Origin of the sequence: Roseovarius indicus, from assembly GCF_008728195.1 — a bacterium.
Taxonomy (GTDB): Bacteria; Pseudomonadota; Alphaproteobacteria; order Rhodobacterales; family Rhodobacteraceae; genus Roseovarius; species Roseovarius indicus.
In genome coordinates, this window is the sequence record NZ_CP031598.1 from 1656115 (window position 1) to 1674137 (window position 18023).

An 18023-nucleotide genomic window follows, 5' to 3' on the forward strand; every position below is an offset into this window, starting at 1 on the left:
CGGGAGCAGCGTGGTTTGCGCTGGTGGGAACGGGCATTTTTCAGAATCCGATTTCGTGGCGGCCGGGAAGGTCGCGAGGGGCGGGCTGGCTGGCCTGCGGTTCTCTTTGCGGGTCACATGTCGGGCCGGAAGCCCGTCCTGGCGGTGGCGCGTTTCGTGATCCAGCCGTTGAGAACGACGAGGACGAATACGGTCAAGGGGGGCACTGCGTGGCCGGTTTCACCGTGCAGTAGCACCGTCGCCGCCGCTGCGGCCATCACCCCGCAGCCAAGCAGGTTGCCGAATTGCCGTGCCGTGGGCGACGCGATCAGCACCGCAGTGAGCCATTCAAGCCCGCCGGTGACGTAGTGAAACCAGTCCGGATATCCCCAGCGTTCGTAATCCGCCAGGATCACGTCAGAGGCGAAAATGTTGAGCGTGCCGCCGATCACAAAGAAAGCGGCGAGAAGGCCGGCATAGATATGGCGCCAAGGAAGAGTTTTCATTGGAATGGTCCTGTCTTTCGGCAGTGGACTTGGTCGGGTCACGGCCGGGTTCAGAGGGGCGCGGCGAGGCGGAGCACCGTCGATGTTGTGTGCCCTTCACGAAAGTGAGGGCACCGGTGAACCTCCGCCAATCGTCGCGAAAACCAGCCACAGGCGGACGATCGTCCGCCTGCACCAGGAGAAACGGTCTGCCCGAACCGCTCGGTCAGGCGAGATTGGCCTCGGCGAACTCGTAATTCGCAAGCTTGTCGAGGAAGTTGGCAACATAATCGGGCCGCCGGTTGCGGAAATCGACGTAGTAGCTGTGCTCCCACACGTCGAGGCCCAGCAAGGCCGTGCCCTCGCCGGTCGCGAGGGGGTTCACACCGTTGGGTGTCTTGCTGACGGAAAGCCGACCATCGGGTTTCTGGATCAACCACGCCCACCCCGATCCGAACTGTCCGACGGCGGCGGTCTTGAACGCCTCCTTGAACTGATCGACGGAGCCGAAATCTTCCACGAGCTTCGTTTCCAGTTTACCTGGCAGGCGTCCGCCTTCGGGCGACAGTGCGTTCCAGAAATGAATGTGATTCCAGTGCTGGCCGGCCTGATTGAAGACGCCCGCAAGATCTGGGTTTGCATAGGAGAGCGAAACGATCTCCTCCAGGCTCTTGCCTTGCAGGTCGGTGGTCTTATCCACGAACCCGTTCAGGGCCGTGACATAGGCCTGGTGGTGCTTGTCATGATGCAGCTCCAGCGTTTCCTGGCTCATGCCACGATCTGCGAGCGCGGATTTGGCGAAATTCAGGGAGGGAAGTTCGAATGCCATGGTTGATCTCCATTCTGGCCAAAATCTTGCGAGTCGTTCGTTGGCTCGCTATTTAAGCAAGTACGAGCTTGTAAAAATACCGGATGGAATATGTCAAGAAACAACTTGGAAAAATATGACGCGGCACCGCGTGCGCCGTCCGAGCGCATTCTCATGACATTGAAGATGCAGGGCGCGCTGACCTCCACACAGCTTGGCGAGCGGCTCGGCATCACCAGCGAGGGCGCCAGGCAACATCTTCAGAAACTTGCAGAAAATGGACTGGTTTCTGAAGAGCAGCGCGCCAAGGGGCGCGGGCGCCCGGCGACGTACTGGCACCTGACCGAGAAGGGACAGGACCGTTTTCCAAATAGCCACGCGGCCCTGACAGTGGATATCCTGCGGAGCATCTCGGACGTTCTGGGACAGGATGCGCTCGAGCGGATCATCGGTGCGCGGGAAGCCGAGACGCAGGCGATCTACAGGGCGGCGATGGTTGATTGCCGCTCTCTCAAGGAACGCGTGGAAAAGCTTGCCGAGCTTCGTTCCGCGGAAGGCTATATGGCTCAATCCGAGGAGCGCGAAGAAGGAGGGATGCTCTTCGTCGAAAACCATTGTCCAATCTGCGCGGCGGCCACCTTCTGCCAGGGGTTTTGCCGCGCGGAGAAAATGGTTTTCGAAAATGTCCTTGGGGGAGGCGTCTCTGTTGAGCGCGTTGAACACATCGTATCCGGTGCACGGCGGTGCGCCTACGTGATCACGGACGACCCCGATAGTGCAAAAGCTTGAAGCGCGAATGACCTAATTGGAGATTTTGCGCGCGGCATTCCAGATGCCGTTTTCGGACTTCGACGTGCATCAAAGGCTTCTTAGGGCCTTTCGCCAAACAGCTCTTGCCGCTGCACAATCAAACTTCAACTGACGTTTATTCGGTAAGTTTTTGGACAAAAACGAAAGTTCGCCGCAAGATTTGAATGTCGCATATGGGCCGTTCGCGACGGTCCTAAAGTCTGCGCGCAAAGCCGTCATTTGCTACGGGCGCGGACATTCAGCCATGTAGCAGGGCACGCATATGGCCAATCGTCACGGCGAGCGGAGACCTGCTGCCAACTCTGGCGAGGACAAAATGCAAAGGCGCACAAGAAGCGAAACGGCATGAGCTGTCCGCGATTCGATGAGAAACTCAGGCATGGCTATGAGGCATGACAATATGCCTTAGCGGGTGCTGAGGTTCGAAATAGAGAACATCACCGATAGCTTGGCCTGCTATTGGCTCAGTTCAGAAACCCACGGAACGATCGTAGGGATATGGCGAAGAAGACCGCCGCGATCCCGGTGAGCCACATCATTTGTGGCCAGACGACATCCAGACTGGCGCCGCGAAACAGGACCGCTTGCGAGAGGATCACGTAGTGGGTGTTGGGCGCAATCAGCATGATGTTCTGAACCAGGTCGGGCATAGACTCCCGCGGAGTCTGTGCCCCTGAAAGGACCTGTAAGGGGAGCAGTACAAGGATCATCATGATCCCAAACTGGGGCATGGAGCGCGCGAAGGTCGCGAGAAAAATCCCCAGAGCAGCAGTTGCGAAGAGATGCAGCGCCGTGCCCAGCATGAAGAGCGCCAGAGAACCCTGAAGCGGGATGCCCAGCACAATGTTGCACATCACTACGAGTGCGAACAGTGTGCCCAGGATAACCACGAGGGACATTGACCAGAGCTTGCTGATCATGATTTCGAGCGGGGTGACCGGCATGACCAGAAGGTGCTCAATGGTGCCATGTTCCCGCTCGCGGATCAGCGCCGCTCCGGCCAGGATCAGTGCCAGCAGGGTGACGCTGTTGGCAACACCCATCACCGCCTGAAACCAGCCTCCATTCAGTTCGGGGTTGAACCGGGCACGCAGCTGCAGATCGACGGGCGGCCGCGGATCTGAGCGATGGCCTTCGAGGAATTCGGAAATCTCTGCCGACAAGATGGACTGAACATAACCGGCGCCGGAAAATGCCTGTGCCATCTGGGTGGCGTCCACGTTGAGCTGAATCTCCGGGCGTTTTCCGGCGAGAAGATCGGATTGGAAATCTGGCGGAATATCCAAGGCGAAGGTATCGAGGCCTTCGTCCATCCGGCGGTCCATTTCATTCCAGCCGATGCGCCTTGTCTCGGTGAAGAATGGCGGCTGAAACGCCTGCTCAAGGCGGTGGCTGAGGGGTGATTGGTCCTCGTTCACGATGGCGATGGGCGCGCGGTTCAGAGTCTCGCTGGCCGAATTCGCCGACGAGGTGATTTGCAGGGTGAAGGAGAACAGGATCAGGAACATCATGATCGGGTCTCGTGCCAGCCCGCGGATTTCCTTGATCCCAAGATGAAGTATGTTCCCCAGATCCATGCTACCTCTCCTGTTTGCGCATCAACAGCGCGCCGAGGCCGATCAGTACGGGTATCGCCAGTGCCAGCGGCCAGAGTGCGGAAGACAGCTCGGAAAACCCAAGTGCCTTGGAGAAGGCGCCGCGCGAAATGGTCATGAAGTGGGTCGTCGGATAGGCGCTAGAAATCAGTGCGTTGATCCCGTCCATCGAGGATACGGGCGTGATCATGCCGGAAAACTGCACGGCTGGCAGAATGGTCGCCATTGCCGTGGCAAAGATCGCTGCAAGCTGGCTTTTGACGAAGGCCGAGATAACCAGCCCCATGGCGGTGGCAGTGGAGACATAGAGGACGCCTGCCAAGGAGTAGAAAAGAAGATCTCCGCTAAACGGCACCCGAAACAGGAACACGGCTAGACAGGTGAGCAGGACGAGATTGACGATTGCGACCAAGGTATAGGGCAACTGTTTTCCCAAGAGGAATTCCAGCCGGGTTGCAGGTGTGACGTAGAAATTGGTGATAGATCCCATTTCACGCTCCCGCACCACGGACAGGGTGGACAGCATGGCGGGAATGAGCAGTAGCAAGATCGGGATCACGGCCGGAACCATGGCAACGATGCTCTTGATGTCAGGGTTGTAGCGATACCGCAGCTCTAACCCGAAATCGCCGGCCACTGCTGCCGGACCGTAAGCCTCTCGCATCCCGGACATCAACCAGCTTTGATGCATGCCCTGGACATACCCCATCACAGTTTCCGCGCGTGTGGGGTTTGATCCGTCGATCCAGCCGCCGATTTCGACATCGCGGCCACGTAAGACGTCGCGGCCGAAATCGGGTGGTATCTCAATCGCCAAATCGAGCGTACCCGCCCGCATGCGCCGATCCATGTCGGGATAGCCGGTCATCGCATCCTGTTCGATGAAGTAGCGAGACCCTGAAATCTGGTCGATGTAATCGCGGCTCACCGTGGACTGATCGTAATCGAGCACCGCAAAGCGCAGATCCTCAACGTCCATGTTGATGCCGAAACCGATCACCAGCATCAGGAGCAACGAGCCGAAAATGGCCAGGGCGGCGCGGATCGGATCGCGACGGAGCTCCATGGACTCGCGCATCGCATAGCTCAGCATTCGGCGCAGCCCGAAGATGGCGGAGCCGGAGGCAGTTTTTTCGGGGGGCGGATCGGTTGGAGCGGGCTTAGGCGTCTTTTCCGCGACGGTATCTCCGGTGGCCTCTTCCAGATGCGTGATGAATGCCTCTTCCAGCGTCGCCGCGCCAGAGGAGGCCATGATCTCGGCCGGGCTGTCGGAGATCAGCACGCGGCCCGCATGCATCAGCGAGATGCGGTCGCACATCATCGCCTCATTCATGAAATGGGTCGAGACAAAGATCGTGACACCGTCTTTGCGCGAGAGCTCCGCGAGCATCTGCCAGAACGCATCGCGTGCCACCGGGTCGACGCCGGAGGTTGGCTCGTCGAGGATCAGGATGTCCGGCGCATGAATCATCGCCACCGCAAGCGACAGTCGTTGACGCAGGCCCAGCGGGAGCGCGTCGGGCCGGCTGTCCATGACCTCGGCGAGATCGAACCGCAGGCGTATCTCTTCCATGCGTGGCCGAATCTCCGCAGGTGGGATCTTGAAGAGGCGCGCGTGCAGGTCCAGGTTCTGAGCGACGGTCAGTTCGCCATAGAGCGAAAAGGCCTGGCTCATGTAGCCCACACGACGCCGGACGGCGATATCATGCGGATCGACCTGGTTTCCGAATAATCTGGCTTTGCCCTCTGTAGCTTCCAAAAGCCCCGTGAGCATTTTCATGGTTGTGGTCTTGCCGCAGCCATTGGATCCCAGAAAGCCGAAAATCTCGCCCTTGGGGATGCGGAAACTGACCCTGTCGACGGCTGTGAAGTCACCGAACTGTTTGGTCAGACCTTCGGCTTCGATGGCGTAGGTCTTGTTCTCGTGCTGGATTGGCGGGATCACAACTTCTCGGTGCCTTTTGCGCTCGTCCTCCGGCAGCAGGGCGATGAAGGCGGCGTCAAGCGTGTCCGTGCCGGTTCGCGCCATCAACTCATCCGGCGCGCCCTTGTCCAAAACCCGCCCGGCATTCATCGCGATCAGCCAATCAAAGCGGGCTGCCTCCTCCATGTAGGCGGTCGCAACCACCACGCTCATGCCGGGGCGGCCGTCGCGAAAACGGTCGATCAGTTCCCAGAACTGACGCCGGGAGAGGGGGTCGACCCCCGTCGTCGGCTCGTCAAGAATCAGAAGATCCGGATCATGGATCAGCGCGCAGCACAGGCCCAACTTCTGCTTCATCCCGCCTGACAGCTTGCCCGCCGGGCGGTTACGAAATGCCTCCAACCCGGTGGCGGCCAAGAGATCGGCGATACGCGCTTCACGCTCAGCACGACCTTGATTGAAAAGGCGCCCGAAGAAATCGACGTTCTCGAACACCGATAGCGTCTCATAGAGGTTCCGTCCCAGACCCTGTGGCATATAGGCGATGCCGGGGCAGACCTGCTGGCGATGGCGCGCGGAGCGCATGTCGCCGCCAAGAACCCTGAGCGTTCCTGCCTGCATTGCGCGTGCCCCGGAGATTAAGGCCAGAAGGCTGGATTTCCCCACGCCGTCGGGGCCGATCAACCCGACCATGCAGCCGGCGGGAATGTCGACGGACACGGCGTCGAGCGCCTGCACCCTTCGGTAGGAGAGGCTTACATCGCGGATTTCTGCGATGACGGGTCGGGAAGTCATTCGGCCAGCGTCTGCTGAAGGAAATCGGGCCAGTCGACCTCCGGATTTAGCCGGACATAGGCCATGCCGGGCAAGCCGGTTTTCACCTGGGTAATATACTTTTGCAGAAGATCCGGGTCGATCCGAGCCCGGACGCGAAAGGTCAGTTTGAGCCGCTCCTGTTCGGTTTCCACGGTGCGCGGCGTGAATTGCGCCACATCAGAAACGAAAGAGATCGTGGCCGGAATGGCAATCTCCGGCGCGGCGTCCAGCACAAGCCGAACCTCCGTGCCAATGCCGATACGGCCGGCCTCTTCGGTCGGAAGAAAGAAGTTCATGTAGACATTGGAGACGTCGATCATGTTGATCACCCTACCGCCGGCGCCGAGAACTTCACCCGGTTCGGCCAGGCGATATTGTATCCGGCCATCACGCGGCGCGACGAGCGTAGCATCGGCAATCTGGGCCTCAATCCGGGTCACTGAGGCCCGTGCGGCTTCGACCGCGGCCTGGGCATCCACGATCATTGCCTCGGCAGACCGGATGGCCACCTTGGCCGCGGCCTGCGATGCCTGTGCCGAAGCCAATACGGCTCTCGCCCGACGTTCCGAGGCACGATCGTCATCGAGGGTTTGCTGCGAAATGGTGTCGGTCTGAGCGAGCCGTTCGGAACGTTCCAAACGTGTGGCGGCAGCATCGAGATCGGCATCGTGCAAGGCAACATTTGCCTGGGCGGCCTCGAATTCCGCCTGCCGCTGCTCAACGAGACTTTGCGCGGTCTGTACGGAAATCTGGGCCCGGCGTAGCTGTGCGGCGGCCTCGGCCCGCAGAGCCATGAGCTCGGTCGTGTCCATTCGAGCCAGAACATCGTCCTTCGTAACGAAATCGCCTTCCGAAAAGAAAACGTCTTCAAGCCGCCCGCCGGTCTTGGCCGCGATGTCGATATCCACCGCTTCGAGCCGGCCGTTGGCAATGACTATGCCGTCGGGGAAACCATTCGACGACAATTGCTCGAAGGCCACCCAGCCAGCGAAACCGACGAGAGCGATCCCGAGCGCCAGCCATTTCACTTTCAGTTTCATAATAGCCCTCATGTCTGCATTGGCCTGGAGGTATCTCTGTTGCGCATCCCCGTGATGCGCTTGGGGAAGAGAGGTGCGTCTTCATTCCAGAGCTTTGGCTCGGCGGCGCAGGCCCGCCAGTTTTTCATGTTCCAAAGTCAGATGCGTTGCGGTCACGTGTCGAAGTGCTTCCAGATACCGTGCAACCACCTCCAGTTCAGTCGAGGTGAACTCATCCGTGATCTGTGTGTAACAGGCGTGAAGAGCGACATATTCCTGCAAGGGACGAGCAGCGGCCTCTTTGTCCAGAGAAATCAGAACGCCGCGCCGATCCTCCGGATTCGGTTTTCGCACCACCATACCCCCGGCCTCCAACCTCAGGATCAGGGCTGAGACCGCGCCCGATGTCAGGCCAAGCGCATGCCCGATCTCTTTCGGGCTCATCGGGACGTTGTTTCCGCCCAGCAGGCAGATCGCCCGAAAGTCTGTCTGGTGCATGTCGCTCGACTGCGCGCTCTGCTCGTTAACGGCGTCGATCTGCTGCATGAAGCGCAGAAGCGCTTTGCCCACCCGGCGCACAATACTGTTTCTGCTTTGTTTATCGCTCATATTTTATCTTAATAGTGAAGATACTTCTTGGTAAAGGAAGTTTCTGTTAGCATTTGATGAGAATGGTTCGATTTCATCTCGCGGCTGCTTCGACAGGCCGGCTGCCTGTCGTCATATAGCTTGGAGCAAGGTGGCCTGGCTGATACCGGCCGTGCTGCAGGTTTCCGCAACCGGCGTGCCTTGCTCGCGCTGCTTCACGATGAAGGCCTTCTGCGCCTCCGTGAACTTCGATGCCTTCATGCGTTTCCACTACTCTCCCAGCCAAGAAGGATTAGCCGAAAACGCCTGCTTCGAACGATCCAGTTCCCAGGGGGAGAGAATTCGCTTTGGTTGTTTTGTAGGCTGTAGTCTCCATGCCCAAAGAATTTTTGAGTGGGTTCCACGGAACTTGGGCATTTTGTTTGCTGCCTTCAGCTTTGAACGCCGTTGAATGAATTCGACCAGTTCTCGTGGAGTTGCGTCAGTGTGGACGTGGGTACAGCGATGGAATAATTGTTTTAACCGGCAAGTGCTGAAACGTGACGGCGGGAATGCGATGTCGGGCGACAATGATGGGCAACGGAAGCCGAAAGACCCAGCGGGCTGGGGGCCGCGGTGGGCGCTGTTTCTCTGGTTCGCGGTGCTTTCGACTCTCGTTCTTGGGTCGATATTCTCTGATGGCGCCACGACGACCGACATCTCCTATTCCGAACTCAAGCAGATGGTCCGGGAGGGCAGGGCGACTTCGGCCATCATCGAAGAGCATGACGTCATCGTGACGCGCGACGGCGCCGGCCCGAACGAGACCGAAAGGTATCGGGCCGTGATCCCGGCACAGGGCGATCCCGCCTTACTGGCGCTTCTGGAGGATCGGAATGTCACGATCACCGCCCGCAGGCCACAGGGTACGTCAGTTTTGGTCTATTTTCTGCCGTGGCTCCTGATTATCGGATTCTATATGTGGTGGCAGCGGCGCCTTACGGGTCAGCTCGGCGGCGGCTACGGGTCCGGGGCGCTTGGTGGGCTGTTCAGCGGACGGTTCTCGAAACCCGCAGAAAAAAAGACGGGCATCACCTTCGCCGACGTCGCGGGACAGGACCAGGCGAAAAAGGAGGTGGCCGAGCTGGTGGAATTCCTGCGCGAGCCCGAGCGGTTCGAGAAGGTCGGCGCGGAAGTGCCGCATGGCGTGTTGCTGATGGGCCCGCCCGGCACCGGCAAGACGCTTCTGGCCAGGGCGCTGGCAGGGGAGGCCGATGTGCCGTTCTTCTCGACCTCCGGATCGGAGTTCATCGAGGTCTTCGTCGGCGTCGGTGCCGGTCGCGTGCGGAAGATGTTCGAAGCGGCCCGCAAGGCGGCCCCGGCGGTGATCTTCATCGATGAGCTCGACAGCATCGGGCGCACACGCGGCACGGGCCTCGGTGGTGGACACGACGAGCGCGAGCAGACACTGAACCAGATCCTGGCCGAGCTCGACGGCTTCGATGGCAAGGAGGCCGTGGTCGTTCTGGCCGCCACCAACCGACCCGACGTGCTCGACCCGGCGCTGCTGCGGCCGGGGCGGTTCGACCGGCATGTGATGCTTAGCCTGCCGGACAAGGCTGCGAGACGCGCGATTTTGGGTATCCATGCGCGAAAGCTGCCACTGTCCGAAACCGGCGATCTCGACACAATCGCAGCTGGCACCCCGGGCTTTTCCGGCGCCGACCTGAAGAACCTGCTGAATGAGGCCGCAATCAACGCGGCCCGGCGCAGCGACGACAAGATCACTGGCTCGGATCTGCAGGACGCGCGCGACAAGGTGATGATGGGAACCGTCCGGACACTGGCCATACAACCCGAAGAACGCCACCGGCTTGCCGTACACGAGGCCGGCCACACGGCAGTCGCCTATTACACACCCGGAGCGGACCCGCTCCACAAGGTCACCATCATCCCGCGGGGCAGGGCTCTTGGCGGTACGCATATGCTCAGTACGGAAGAGCATCACACCCTGCCGGAAGACTATCTTCGAGCGCAGCTGGCCATCCTGCTCGCCGGGCGGGCGGCGGAGAAAGCCCTGATCGGCAATGTCAGCTCTGGCGCTGACGATGACATCAAGCGCGCAACGGAAATGGCCCGCTCGATGGTCGCGCGTTGGGGCATGACCGAAGAGCTCGGCCCGGTCGACCTGCGCCAGAGCGAGGATCATCCCTTCCTCGGCCAGTCCATTGCCCGGCCCCGCGAACATGCCGACGACACGGCCGCACGCGTCGATGCCGCAGTGATTGATCTTCTGAAGGCGTCCGAGGCCGAAGCCACCCGGATCATCGAAGGGCACAGGGACAGGCTTCTTGCCCTGGTGCGGGAACTCGAAGAGCGCGAGGTGCTGGAATTCGATGCGATCGAGGCATGTCTCTCTCCCGGCAAGAGGAAGGCAGGCGCGCGCGAGAAGGCTTAGCCGACGAACGGTCGGACTGGCCGGAAAATCGCGTTAGCGCCTGTCCATGCCATGTGACGAAGAGCGACATACTTTGGGGTTCATACATGGTGGAATGTCAGCCGGGCACAGGTTTTTACGCATGTTAATGACGTCTGTCGTTTCAGCGCAAAGCATGGTGCCCGGCGAGAATGATTCGAAACTCTGCGACAGGAAAAGTGACATGGCAAAGGCAACCTCAACCCCTTCGGTGACCAAGATCAGTTGGCCTGCGGGTATCTTCGGAACATACTCGCTGGTCGGCCCCCAGATCGCGCATTTCTGGGAGGCGCAGGAGGATATCCTTACGGATGGCGAAACTTTCGCCAGGAACTGGTTCGAGCGCCGCCACACGGCTACGCGAACGGCGCTCGAAGCCGCAATGGAGATCGGGCAATGTGGCATTTCAGACCCGGCCGGGGCGATGAAGGCCGTGACCAGGTGGCAAACGCATTCCATGGAACGCGTCGCGCAGGACTACCGGGAATGGCTGGGGCTCTGGACCAGATGCGCCGGCTACCTGAACAATGCCGAGATGGAAGCCGGCGAAGAAGGTATGAAGAGCGTGGCGAAATCCATGACACCGGCCAAGCGGATGAAGGACGACATCCCGGTTTAAAGCGTTCGGGCCCGACAGGTTAAGCGCGGTCGGGCCTGGTGCCGGCATGCCCCGAGACCTGGCGAAACCCTGGTCTTTCCCCCTGACCAAAGGAATCCGACTCCGCAATGGCGGAAACCGATCCAGTCCCCGAAACGCAAGGCGAGACACCCGGATCTGACCGGATGCCCGTGGTTCATGCCTTGGATGCAGCGGATGCTTTGGAACTAGTTGCGTCGACGCCAGATGGGCTGAGTTCCGAGGAAGCCACGCGCCGGCTGAACATATACGGCCCGAACCGGTCGCCGGAGCCGAAAAAACGCAGCACGGTGCTGAGGTTCCTCGCCCACTTCCACAATGTGTTGATCTACGTGCTGATCGGCTCCGCAATCGTGACGGCGGCCCTGCAGCACTGGGTCGATACCGGCGTCATCATGGCCGTAGTCCTTGTGAATGCCGTGATCGGTTTCCTTCAGGAGGGCCGCGCCGAGCGGGCAATGGAAGCCATTCGGGACATGCTGGCTCCACACGCCACAGTCTTGCGGAACGGGCACCGCAGATCGGTAGACGCGGCCGATCTCGTTCCCGGCGACATCGTCCTGATAGATGCGGGCAGTCGCGTTCCGGCAGACCTGCGGCTGATCGAGGCCCGGGGTCTCAAGGCCGAGGAAGCTATTCTGACCGGTGAGTCCGTTTCCGTGGACAAGGGCATCGACCCGGTCGGGAAAGAGGTGGCGCTGGGCGACAAGACGTCGATGCTGTTCAGCGGCACACTCGTCGTTTCGGGGGCGGCGCGCGGCGTCGTGGTGGCCACCGGACCTGCGACCGAGATCGGCCAGATCAGCGACATGCTGACCGGTGTCCAGACGCTGACCACGCCGCTTCTGCGGCAGATGGATGTCTTTGCCCGCTGGCTTACGCTCTTCATCCTGCTCGTTGCGGCAAGTCTGTTGGTCTATGGCTACTTTGTCGGACACATGCCGTTCGCGGAACTGTTCATGGCCGTGGTCGGGCTGTCTGTTGCCGCGATCCCCGAAGGGCTACCGGCCGTACTTACGATTACGCTGGCCGTGGGGGTTCAGGCGATGGCGCGGCGGAACGCCATCGTTCGACGCCTGCCCGCCATCGAGACGCTCGGCGCGGTCTCGGTGATCTGCACTGACAAGACCGGTACGCTTACCCGCAACGAGATGATGGCGGCCAGCCTGATTTCTTCCGAGCATCACTACGTGGTTGAAGGCGACGGCTATGCCCCCGAGGGCGAGTTGCGCCGGCGCGGCGCGAGTGTGCCCGAGCCGGAAAATGCGATCCTGTCGGAATTCGCAAATGCCGCGGCCCTGTGCAACGACGCGACTTTGCGCAGAGCCGAAGGCGAGTGGCATGCAGAGGGCGACCCTATGGAAGGCGCGCTGCTCGCCCTTGCCGGCAAAATCGCCGGCGACACCGAAACGCCTTCGGCCCTCTGGTCACGAACCGACACGATCCCGTTCGACGCGGCGCATCGCTACATGGCCGTGCTGCACCATGACCACGAGGGGCATGCGGCAATCCATGTGAAAGGAGCCCCCGAGGCTGTGCTCGACATGTGCGCGACACAGCGCGGGTCGGATGGGGAGGCTGCGCCGATCGATGCCGCCTATTGGCACGGGATGGTGGAACACCTCGCCGCCGAAGGGCAGCGGGTGATCGCCGTTGCCAACCGCCCGGTCCGGCAGTCCCAGACGATCCTGAACGCCTCGGACCTGGACGGGAGGCTGACCCTGATCGGCCTGATCGGCCTGATTGATCCGCCGCGCCCGGAAGCGATCGACGCCGTTGCCGAATGTCATGCCGCCGGCATCGACGTGAAGATGATCACGGGCGACCACGCGGCAACCGCGCGCGCCATCGCGGCCGTCATCGGGTTGAAGCACTGCGAAGAGGTGCTGACCGGTGCGGACCTTGAGGCGATGGACGAGACCGCGCTTTCCGCGGCAGTCGCAGAGGTTGATGTCTTTGCCCGCACGTCCCCGGCGCACAAGCTTCGACTGGTGAATGCGCTGCAATCGCGCGGACTGACCGTGGCAATGACCGGAGACGGGGTCAACGACGCGCCCGCGCTGAAACGCGCCGATGCTGGTATAGCGATGGGCCGGAAGGGCAGCGAGGCGGCGAGAGAGGCCGCCGACCTGGTTCTGGCCGATGACAATTTCGCCTCGATCGTCGCCGCCGTGCGCGAGGGACGCACGGTCTTCGACAATATCAAGAAGGTCATCAGCTGGACGTTGCCGACGAGTTTCGGTGAGGCGGCGACGATCATCGTGGCACTCTTTGCCGGGCTGGCCCTGCCAGTCACCGCGGTTCAGATCCTTTGGATCAATCTTGTCACGGCAGCCACACTGGGGCTTGCGCTTGCCTTTGAGCCGTCCGAGCCCGGCACCATGCGCAGACAGCCTCGCCAGCGTTCGGCACCGTTGCTTTCCGGCGGGCTGGTTTGGCATATCGTGCTGGTGTCAGCGCTGTTCCTGGCGGCAGGCTTTGGCGTGTTCTTCTATGCGCTCGATCGGGGGTATCCCCTCGTGCTGGCCCAGACAATCGCCATGAACACACTGATCGTGCTTGAGCTTTTCCACCTATTCTTCGTTCGCAACATCCACGGGACGTCACTGACATGGAAGGCGGCCCGGGGCACTAAGGTGATATGGGCCTGTGTCGTGACAGTTGTGGCGGCGCAGGGGGCCATCACCTATCTGCCGCCCCTGCAATCGGTCTTTGGCACGCAGGCCGTTTCGGTCTTTGACGGGTTGCTGATTTTGGCCATCGGCATCTTGTTCTTTGCCCTGATCGAAACAGAAAAGCAAATGCGTCTCGCATTACGGAGCCCGGAACCGGGCAAATCCCGAACACGTGATGCTCAGGCCCGATCGTAGGTCTGGAAAATTGGCGTTTGACCGTGAGTGGCGTTACAGATGAATACCTGTGACCACACGGCCGGAACTACACTGACGGTCGTCCGCTTCAATCCCGGAATGACACCCGTAATACAGGGCAAGCTTGAGCTTGAGGCGACAGCCGTGTCCAAGGTGATTTTGGACTCAGGCGAGATGGCCATGCTGCTAGCACCTCGGCACGAACTCGGCAGCGTAGAGGTTATGGATCTCTTGCTGACAGCACGAGAAACGGGAAAAAGGTTCAGCTGCTCGGATGAAGGGGCGTACTGCACCGTCTCGCAATGGGTACCCGGCTACAGTGCGTTGAGAATGAGCGCGTAGCAACTGTCTTTCTTATCCTGCCGCTGGCCGGTGCTCCCTTTGATCCCGCAGCATTGCGTTGAGGACGGTGATCAGCTTGCGGGCGCAGGCGACGATGGCGAGTTTCACGGGCTTGCCGACTTCCTGCAGCTTGCGCCGGAAGGCACGCAGCGCCGGGTCATACCGGCTGGCGATGAACCCCGCGAGGTAGAGCGTGCGCCGCACCTCCGCGCGGCCGCCCCAGATCCGCCGCTTCCCCCGGAACCGGCCGCTGTCGCAGGCATGCGGCGCCAGACCGGCGAGGCTGGCGATCGCCCGGCGGTCGAGACGGCCCAGCTCGGGCAGCCGGGCCAGCAGGCTTGCCGCCAGCAGCGGCCCCACCCCCGGCATCGTCCGCAAGAGGCGCGACCGGTCCGACAGCGCCTCATCCGCCCCGATCACCGCGGCGATCTCGGCCTCGAGCTTGCCGATCCGGCGGCGCAGCAGCGCGATCATGCTGCCGATATCGCGGCGGACAGAGGCATCGCGGGCCTGACGCAGGCGCGCCATCTCGGCCCGCAGCATCGCGCCGAGATCGTCCCGGCGGCCCATCAGGCCGGCCAGCCGCGCCCGCCCGGGATCGGCCGGCGGCGTCGGGCGCAAAGCCAGCGCCCGACCCATCTCCGCCAGCACCCGGGCATCGACCCGGTCGGTCTTGGCCAGCCGGCCCGTGGCGCGGGCGAACTCCCGCGCCTGCCGCGGGTTGACCCGGGCGTAGGTGACATCCGCCGCGCCGAGCGCCTCGGCCAGCGGGTGCTCGTACCCGCCCGAGGCCTCGAACACCACCAGCGCCCCCCGGGCCCGGGCGGCGAAAGCCCGAAGCTCGGCGGTCGCCATCGGCACCCGCTCCGCCCGGCGGGCGGACAGAAAGAAGACGTCGATCCAGTCCTTGGCGATATCGACGCCGATGACATCTTGTGGCAAAGTCATGGGGCCTGTCCTTGATCTGCGGGATCGGCTGGTTGCACAGCCCTCCCTGGCAACTGTTCAGGTTTGACAACGGTCGGCAGACGAGCCCCGGGCTACGCGACGGTCTCAAGGACCAAGGGTGGGACGGGGTCTCGCCTGCCGATACACAATATCGCACAGATCAAAGAGACAAGGGTAGTGTCGGCCCATAGCAACCTTTTGTTAACGTTTCGCCGAATGGCCGTTCTCCTGCCGTTAGCCGGCATTTTTATTCACTCAAGTATGCTGACATCTCCACGCCAGTGTCCACGAAGCTGCAGGCAATGAGCACAAGTACGCCGTTGTTTTGCTCTCACTATGTTGACATGCCGTGCGATCAACAGACATCATTCCCAAGATGACAGTTTCCGCATACCGCATGGCCTTTACCACCGCTTACGTGATGATTGCCTTTGTTCTGTTCTACGCAGCAATGGCCATGCCCGCGGCTGCGCATGGTAATGAGAGTCATCTGTCCGCAATGGTTGCACAGGAGCAGGCGCCGACTGGTGAGGCTCTGGCCGATGATACCTGTTGTCACAAGGTCGGAACCTGCGTCGTGCAATTCCTGCAAGTCAGTCCGGATACGGCCCCGCTCGAGGTCCAGTTGACCACGATCGGGCGCGGGATCGCGACAGTGCGATATGCATCGATCTCGTCGGAGACTGACCCACCCCCACCGCGCGCCTGACCGATGGAAATCGACCCCTCGGGGTAAACTCTATCGGATCAAGGAAATCAGGAATGACATTTAGACAATTGGTACTGGGCGGGGCCGCCATCGCGAGCCTTTCCGCCGCAGCATTCGCGCATTCGGGCGCCACTGGTGTGGTCAAGGAGCGGATGGACGCGATGAAATCCATGGGGGACGCGATCAAGCGCATACAGCCGATGATGTCCGGCGAGACCGGCTATGATGAAGCGGCTGTGCGAGAGGCCGCGCAGGCCATCGCCGCCGAGGCGGGCAAGGCAATGACCGGCAAGTTCCCGGAGGGCTCGAATGAGCACCCGTCCGAAACCCTGCCGCGCACCTGGGAGGAATGGGATCGCTTCACCGCCCTCGCAACCCAGCTGGAAACGGCGGCGCAAGGGCTCGCCCTTGCTTCGGGCAACGTCCTGCATGGCGCCGGCCACATGATGAGCGGCCAGTCCGGGATGATGGGCGGCAACATGATGGGGGATAGCTCCGGCATGATGGGTAACGGCATGATGATGAGCGACGGCGCCATGCCCCAAGGTATGACCGCCGAGCAGATCGGCCAGATGCCCGCCGACGGGGCCTTCATGATGGTCACTCAAACCTGTTCGGCCTGCCATGATCGCTATCGGCAGGACGACGACTGACCATGTACCGCATTTTTCGTGTTCTGATCGGCCTCGCCGCGCTGGCGGGGCTGGGCGGTGCGTCTCTGGCTGTCTGGCCCATCGGCGAAGCGCCCGACCTGACCGAGCGCAAAGGTGACGCCCAAAGGGGCGCCTACCTCGCCCGGGCCGGGGGCTGCATTGCCTGCCATTCGGACCCCGGTTCCGGCCGTCCCGCCCTGACCGGCGGGGCGCCCATCGAAACCGGTTTTGGCCGGTTCGTGCCGCCCAACATCACCCCGCATGACACCGCGGGTATCGGCGCGTGGACGATCGACGATTTCGCCCGCGCCGTTCGGCAGGGCGTGGCCCCGGACGGGAATCCCTACTACCCGGCCTTTCCCTATGCGTTCTATAGCCACCTGAGCGACCAGGACATCGCCGATCTCTGGGCGGCGTTCCAGGGGGTGGGACCTCAGGAGGTGACGTCGGGCGAGAACGAGATCGCTTTCCCGTTCAACCTGCGCTTCGGGCTGAAGCTTTGGCGGGCGGTCTATGCCGAGGGCCCGGCGACGGCGGCGGATCCCGACAGGTCCGACGCCTGGAACCGGGGACGGTGGCTGGTCAACGGGCTGGCTCATTGCGGCGCGTGCCATACCGATCGCAACCTTCTGGGCGGGCGACGACCGGGCGAATATCTGTCCGGGAGCGACGACCTGCCGGACGGAGGCAAGGCCCCGCCGATCAGACCCGGTGACCTGCGCGAGGCGGGCTGGACCGTGTCCTCGCTGGCCTTCGGGCTGAAATCCGGCGTGATGCCGGATGGCGACACGTTCGGCAGCGGCATGGGCGAGGTGGTGCGCGACGGCACGGCATGGCTCAGCGAGGAGGATCGCCGGGCGATGGCCGCGTACCTGCTCGACGAAGACGAGGCCGGCGACGGAGGCTGATCCCCCGTTTCGGCGCAAAATATCTGGAGAATCCGATGAACAAGACGCTGATGATCGGCGCTCTGGCCGCCGCGTTTGCCGGCGTTGCCTATTACGTCACGCAGACCGGCCAGAGCGACCCGGGCGCGCCCGCGCAAGGGGACGCAATGGTGGCGGTCTCGCTGCCCGAGGAACTGTCGCAAAGGGCACAGATGGGCGAGAAGGCCTTTGACGCCGTCTGTGCCGCCTGCCATGGGCAGAACGCAGCCGGAAAGATGGGCAATGGCCCACCTCTCATCCACAAGATCTACGAGCCTTCGCATCACGGCGATATGGCGTTTCACATGGCCGTGCAGAACGGGGTGCGCGCGCACCACTGGCGCTTTGGGAACATGCCGGCTCAGGAGGGGCTCACGCGTGCCGACGTGGAGGCCATCATCGCCTATGTGCGCGCAGTGCAGAAGGTCAACGGTATCAACTGACCGGGTGGCATTGGAA

The 18023-nt window shown here is 61.8% G+C and carries 15 protein-coding genes and 1 pseudogene; 8 read left to right on the plus strand and 8 right to left on the minus strand.

Annotation, left to right across the window (positions count from 1 at the left end):
* Positions 1-113 precede the first annotated feature (113 nt).
* Both RIdsm_RS07605 and RIdsm_RS07610 read right to left on the minus strand, forming a co-directional pair.
* Positions 114-485 carry a DoxX family protein gene (locus RIdsm_RS07605; protein WP_057815048.1) on the minus strand — a complete coding sequence of 124 codons (372 nt, stop codon included), beginning with the start codon at positions 483-485 and terminating at the stop codon, positions 114-116.
* A gap of 205 nt (positions 486-690) precedes the next feature.
* Entirely contained in the window at positions 691-1293 is a 603-nt protein-coding gene (locus tag RIdsm_RS07610) for a superoxide dismutase (RefSeq protein WP_057815050.1), read from the minus strand.
* 105 nt (positions 1294-1398) lie between these two features.
* On the opposite strand from RIdsm_RS07610, the gene RIdsm_RS07615 reads away from it, so the two are divergent.
* Positions 1399-2061 carry a helix-turn-helix transcriptional regulator gene (locus tag RIdsm_RS07615; protein WP_236553211.1) on the plus strand — a complete coding sequence of 221 codons (663 nt, stop codon included), beginning with the start codon at positions 1399-1401 and terminating at the stop codon, positions 2059-2061.
* A 485-nt stretch (positions 2062-2546) separates the two neighbouring features.
* On the opposite strand, the gene RIdsm_RS07620 is transcribed toward RIdsm_RS07615, so the two are convergent.
* The 5 genes and pseudogenes from RIdsm_RS07620 to RIdsm_RS07640 all read right to left on the minus strand — a co-directional run.
* Positions 2547-3659, minus strand: a complete 1113-nt coding sequence (locus RIdsm_RS07620) for an ABC transporter permease (protein WP_057815054.1) — start codon at positions 3657-3659, stop codon at positions 2547-2549.
* 1 nt (position 3660) lies between these two features.
* Positions 3661-6396: a ribosome-associated ATPase/putative transporter RbbA gene (gene rbbA, locus RIdsm_RS07625; RefSeq protein ID WP_057815056.1), complete on the minus strand. Its 2736-nt coding sequence runs from the start codon at positions 6394-6396 to the stop codon at positions 3661-3663.
* Entirely contained in the window at positions 6393-7457 is a 1065-nt protein-coding gene (locus RIdsm_RS07630) for an HlyD family secretion protein (RefSeq protein WP_057815058.1), read from the minus strand. Before RIdsm_RS07630 ends, rbbA begins: the two co-directional genes overlap by 4 nt.
* 81 nt (positions 7458-7538) lie before the next feature.
* Positions 7539-8045, minus strand: coding sequence for a MarR family winged helix-turn-helix transcriptional regulator (locus RIdsm_RS07635; RefSeq protein ID WP_082647339.1), 507 nt, complete (start codon positions 8043-8045; stop codon positions 7539-7541).
* Positions 8046-8174: 129 nt separating this feature from the next.
* Positions 8175-8285, minus strand: a pseudogene (locus RIdsm_RS07640) (transposase); the annotation flags it as partial.
* A gap of 295 nt (positions 8286-8580) precedes the next feature.
* Here RIdsm_RS07640 and ftsH point away from each other — a divergent pair.
* The 3 genes from ftsH (at position 8581) to RIdsm_RS07655 (ending at position 13986) form a co-directional block, all read left to right on the plus strand.
* Positions 8581-10461 (plus strand): ATP-dependent zinc metalloprotease FtsH, encoded by a 1881-nt coding sequence (gene ftsH, locus RIdsm_RS07645; protein ID WP_082647340.1) that lies wholly within the window; start codon positions 8581-8583, stop codon positions 10459-10461.
* A gap of 202 nt (positions 10462-10663) precedes the next feature.
* On the plus strand, positions 10664-11098 hold the full coding sequence (locus tag RIdsm_RS07650) for a hypothetical protein (protein WP_057815062.1): 435 nt from the start codon (positions 10664-10666) through the stop codon (positions 11096-11098).
* A 164-nt stretch (positions 11099-11262) separates the two neighbouring features.
* On the plus strand, positions 11263-13986 hold the full coding sequence (locus RIdsm_RS07655) for a cation-transporting P-type ATPase (protein ID WP_057815064.1): 2724 nt from the start codon (positions 11263-11265) through the stop codon (positions 13984-13986).
* Positions 13987-14340: 354 nt separating this feature from the next.
* Here the strand turns inward: RIdsm_RS07655 and RIdsm_RS07660 are convergent, their stop codons facing one another.
* A complete protein-coding gene (locus RIdsm_RS07660) occupies positions 14341-15270 on the minus strand; it encodes an IS110 family RNA-guided transposase (RefSeq protein ID WP_151175235.1) in 930 nt (309 codons plus the stop codon).
* A 403-nt stretch (positions 15271-15673) separates the two neighbouring features.
* Between RIdsm_RS07660 and RIdsm_RS07665 the strand changes: the two genes are divergently transcribed.
* The 4 genes from RIdsm_RS07665 to RIdsm_RS07680 are packed head-to-tail and all read left to right on the plus strand — an operon-like array spanning position 15674 to position 18007.
* Positions 15674-15985 carry a hypothetical protein gene (locus RIdsm_RS07665; protein ID WP_057822042.1) on the plus strand — a complete coding sequence of 104 codons (312 nt, stop codon included), beginning with the start codon at positions 15674-15676 and terminating at the stop codon, positions 15983-15985.
* A 53-nt stretch (positions 15986-16038) separates the two neighbouring features.
* Complete coding sequence (locus RIdsm_RS07670) at positions 16039-16638, plus strand: c-type cytochrome (protein ID WP_057822041.1); 600 nt, start codon at positions 16039-16041, stop codon at positions 16636-16638.
* Between the two features lie 2 nt (positions 16639-16640).
* A complete protein-coding gene (locus RIdsm_RS07675) occupies positions 16641-17546 on the plus strand; it encodes a c-type cytochrome (protein ID WP_057822040.1) in 906 nt (301 codons plus the stop codon).
* Between the two features lie 35 nt (positions 17547-17581).
* Positions 17582-18007 (plus strand): c-type cytochrome, encoded by a 426-nt coding sequence (locus RIdsm_RS07680; RefSeq protein ID WP_057822039.1) that lies wholly within the window; start codon positions 17582-17584, stop codon positions 18005-18007.
* Positions 18008-18023 lie beyond the last annotated feature (16 nt).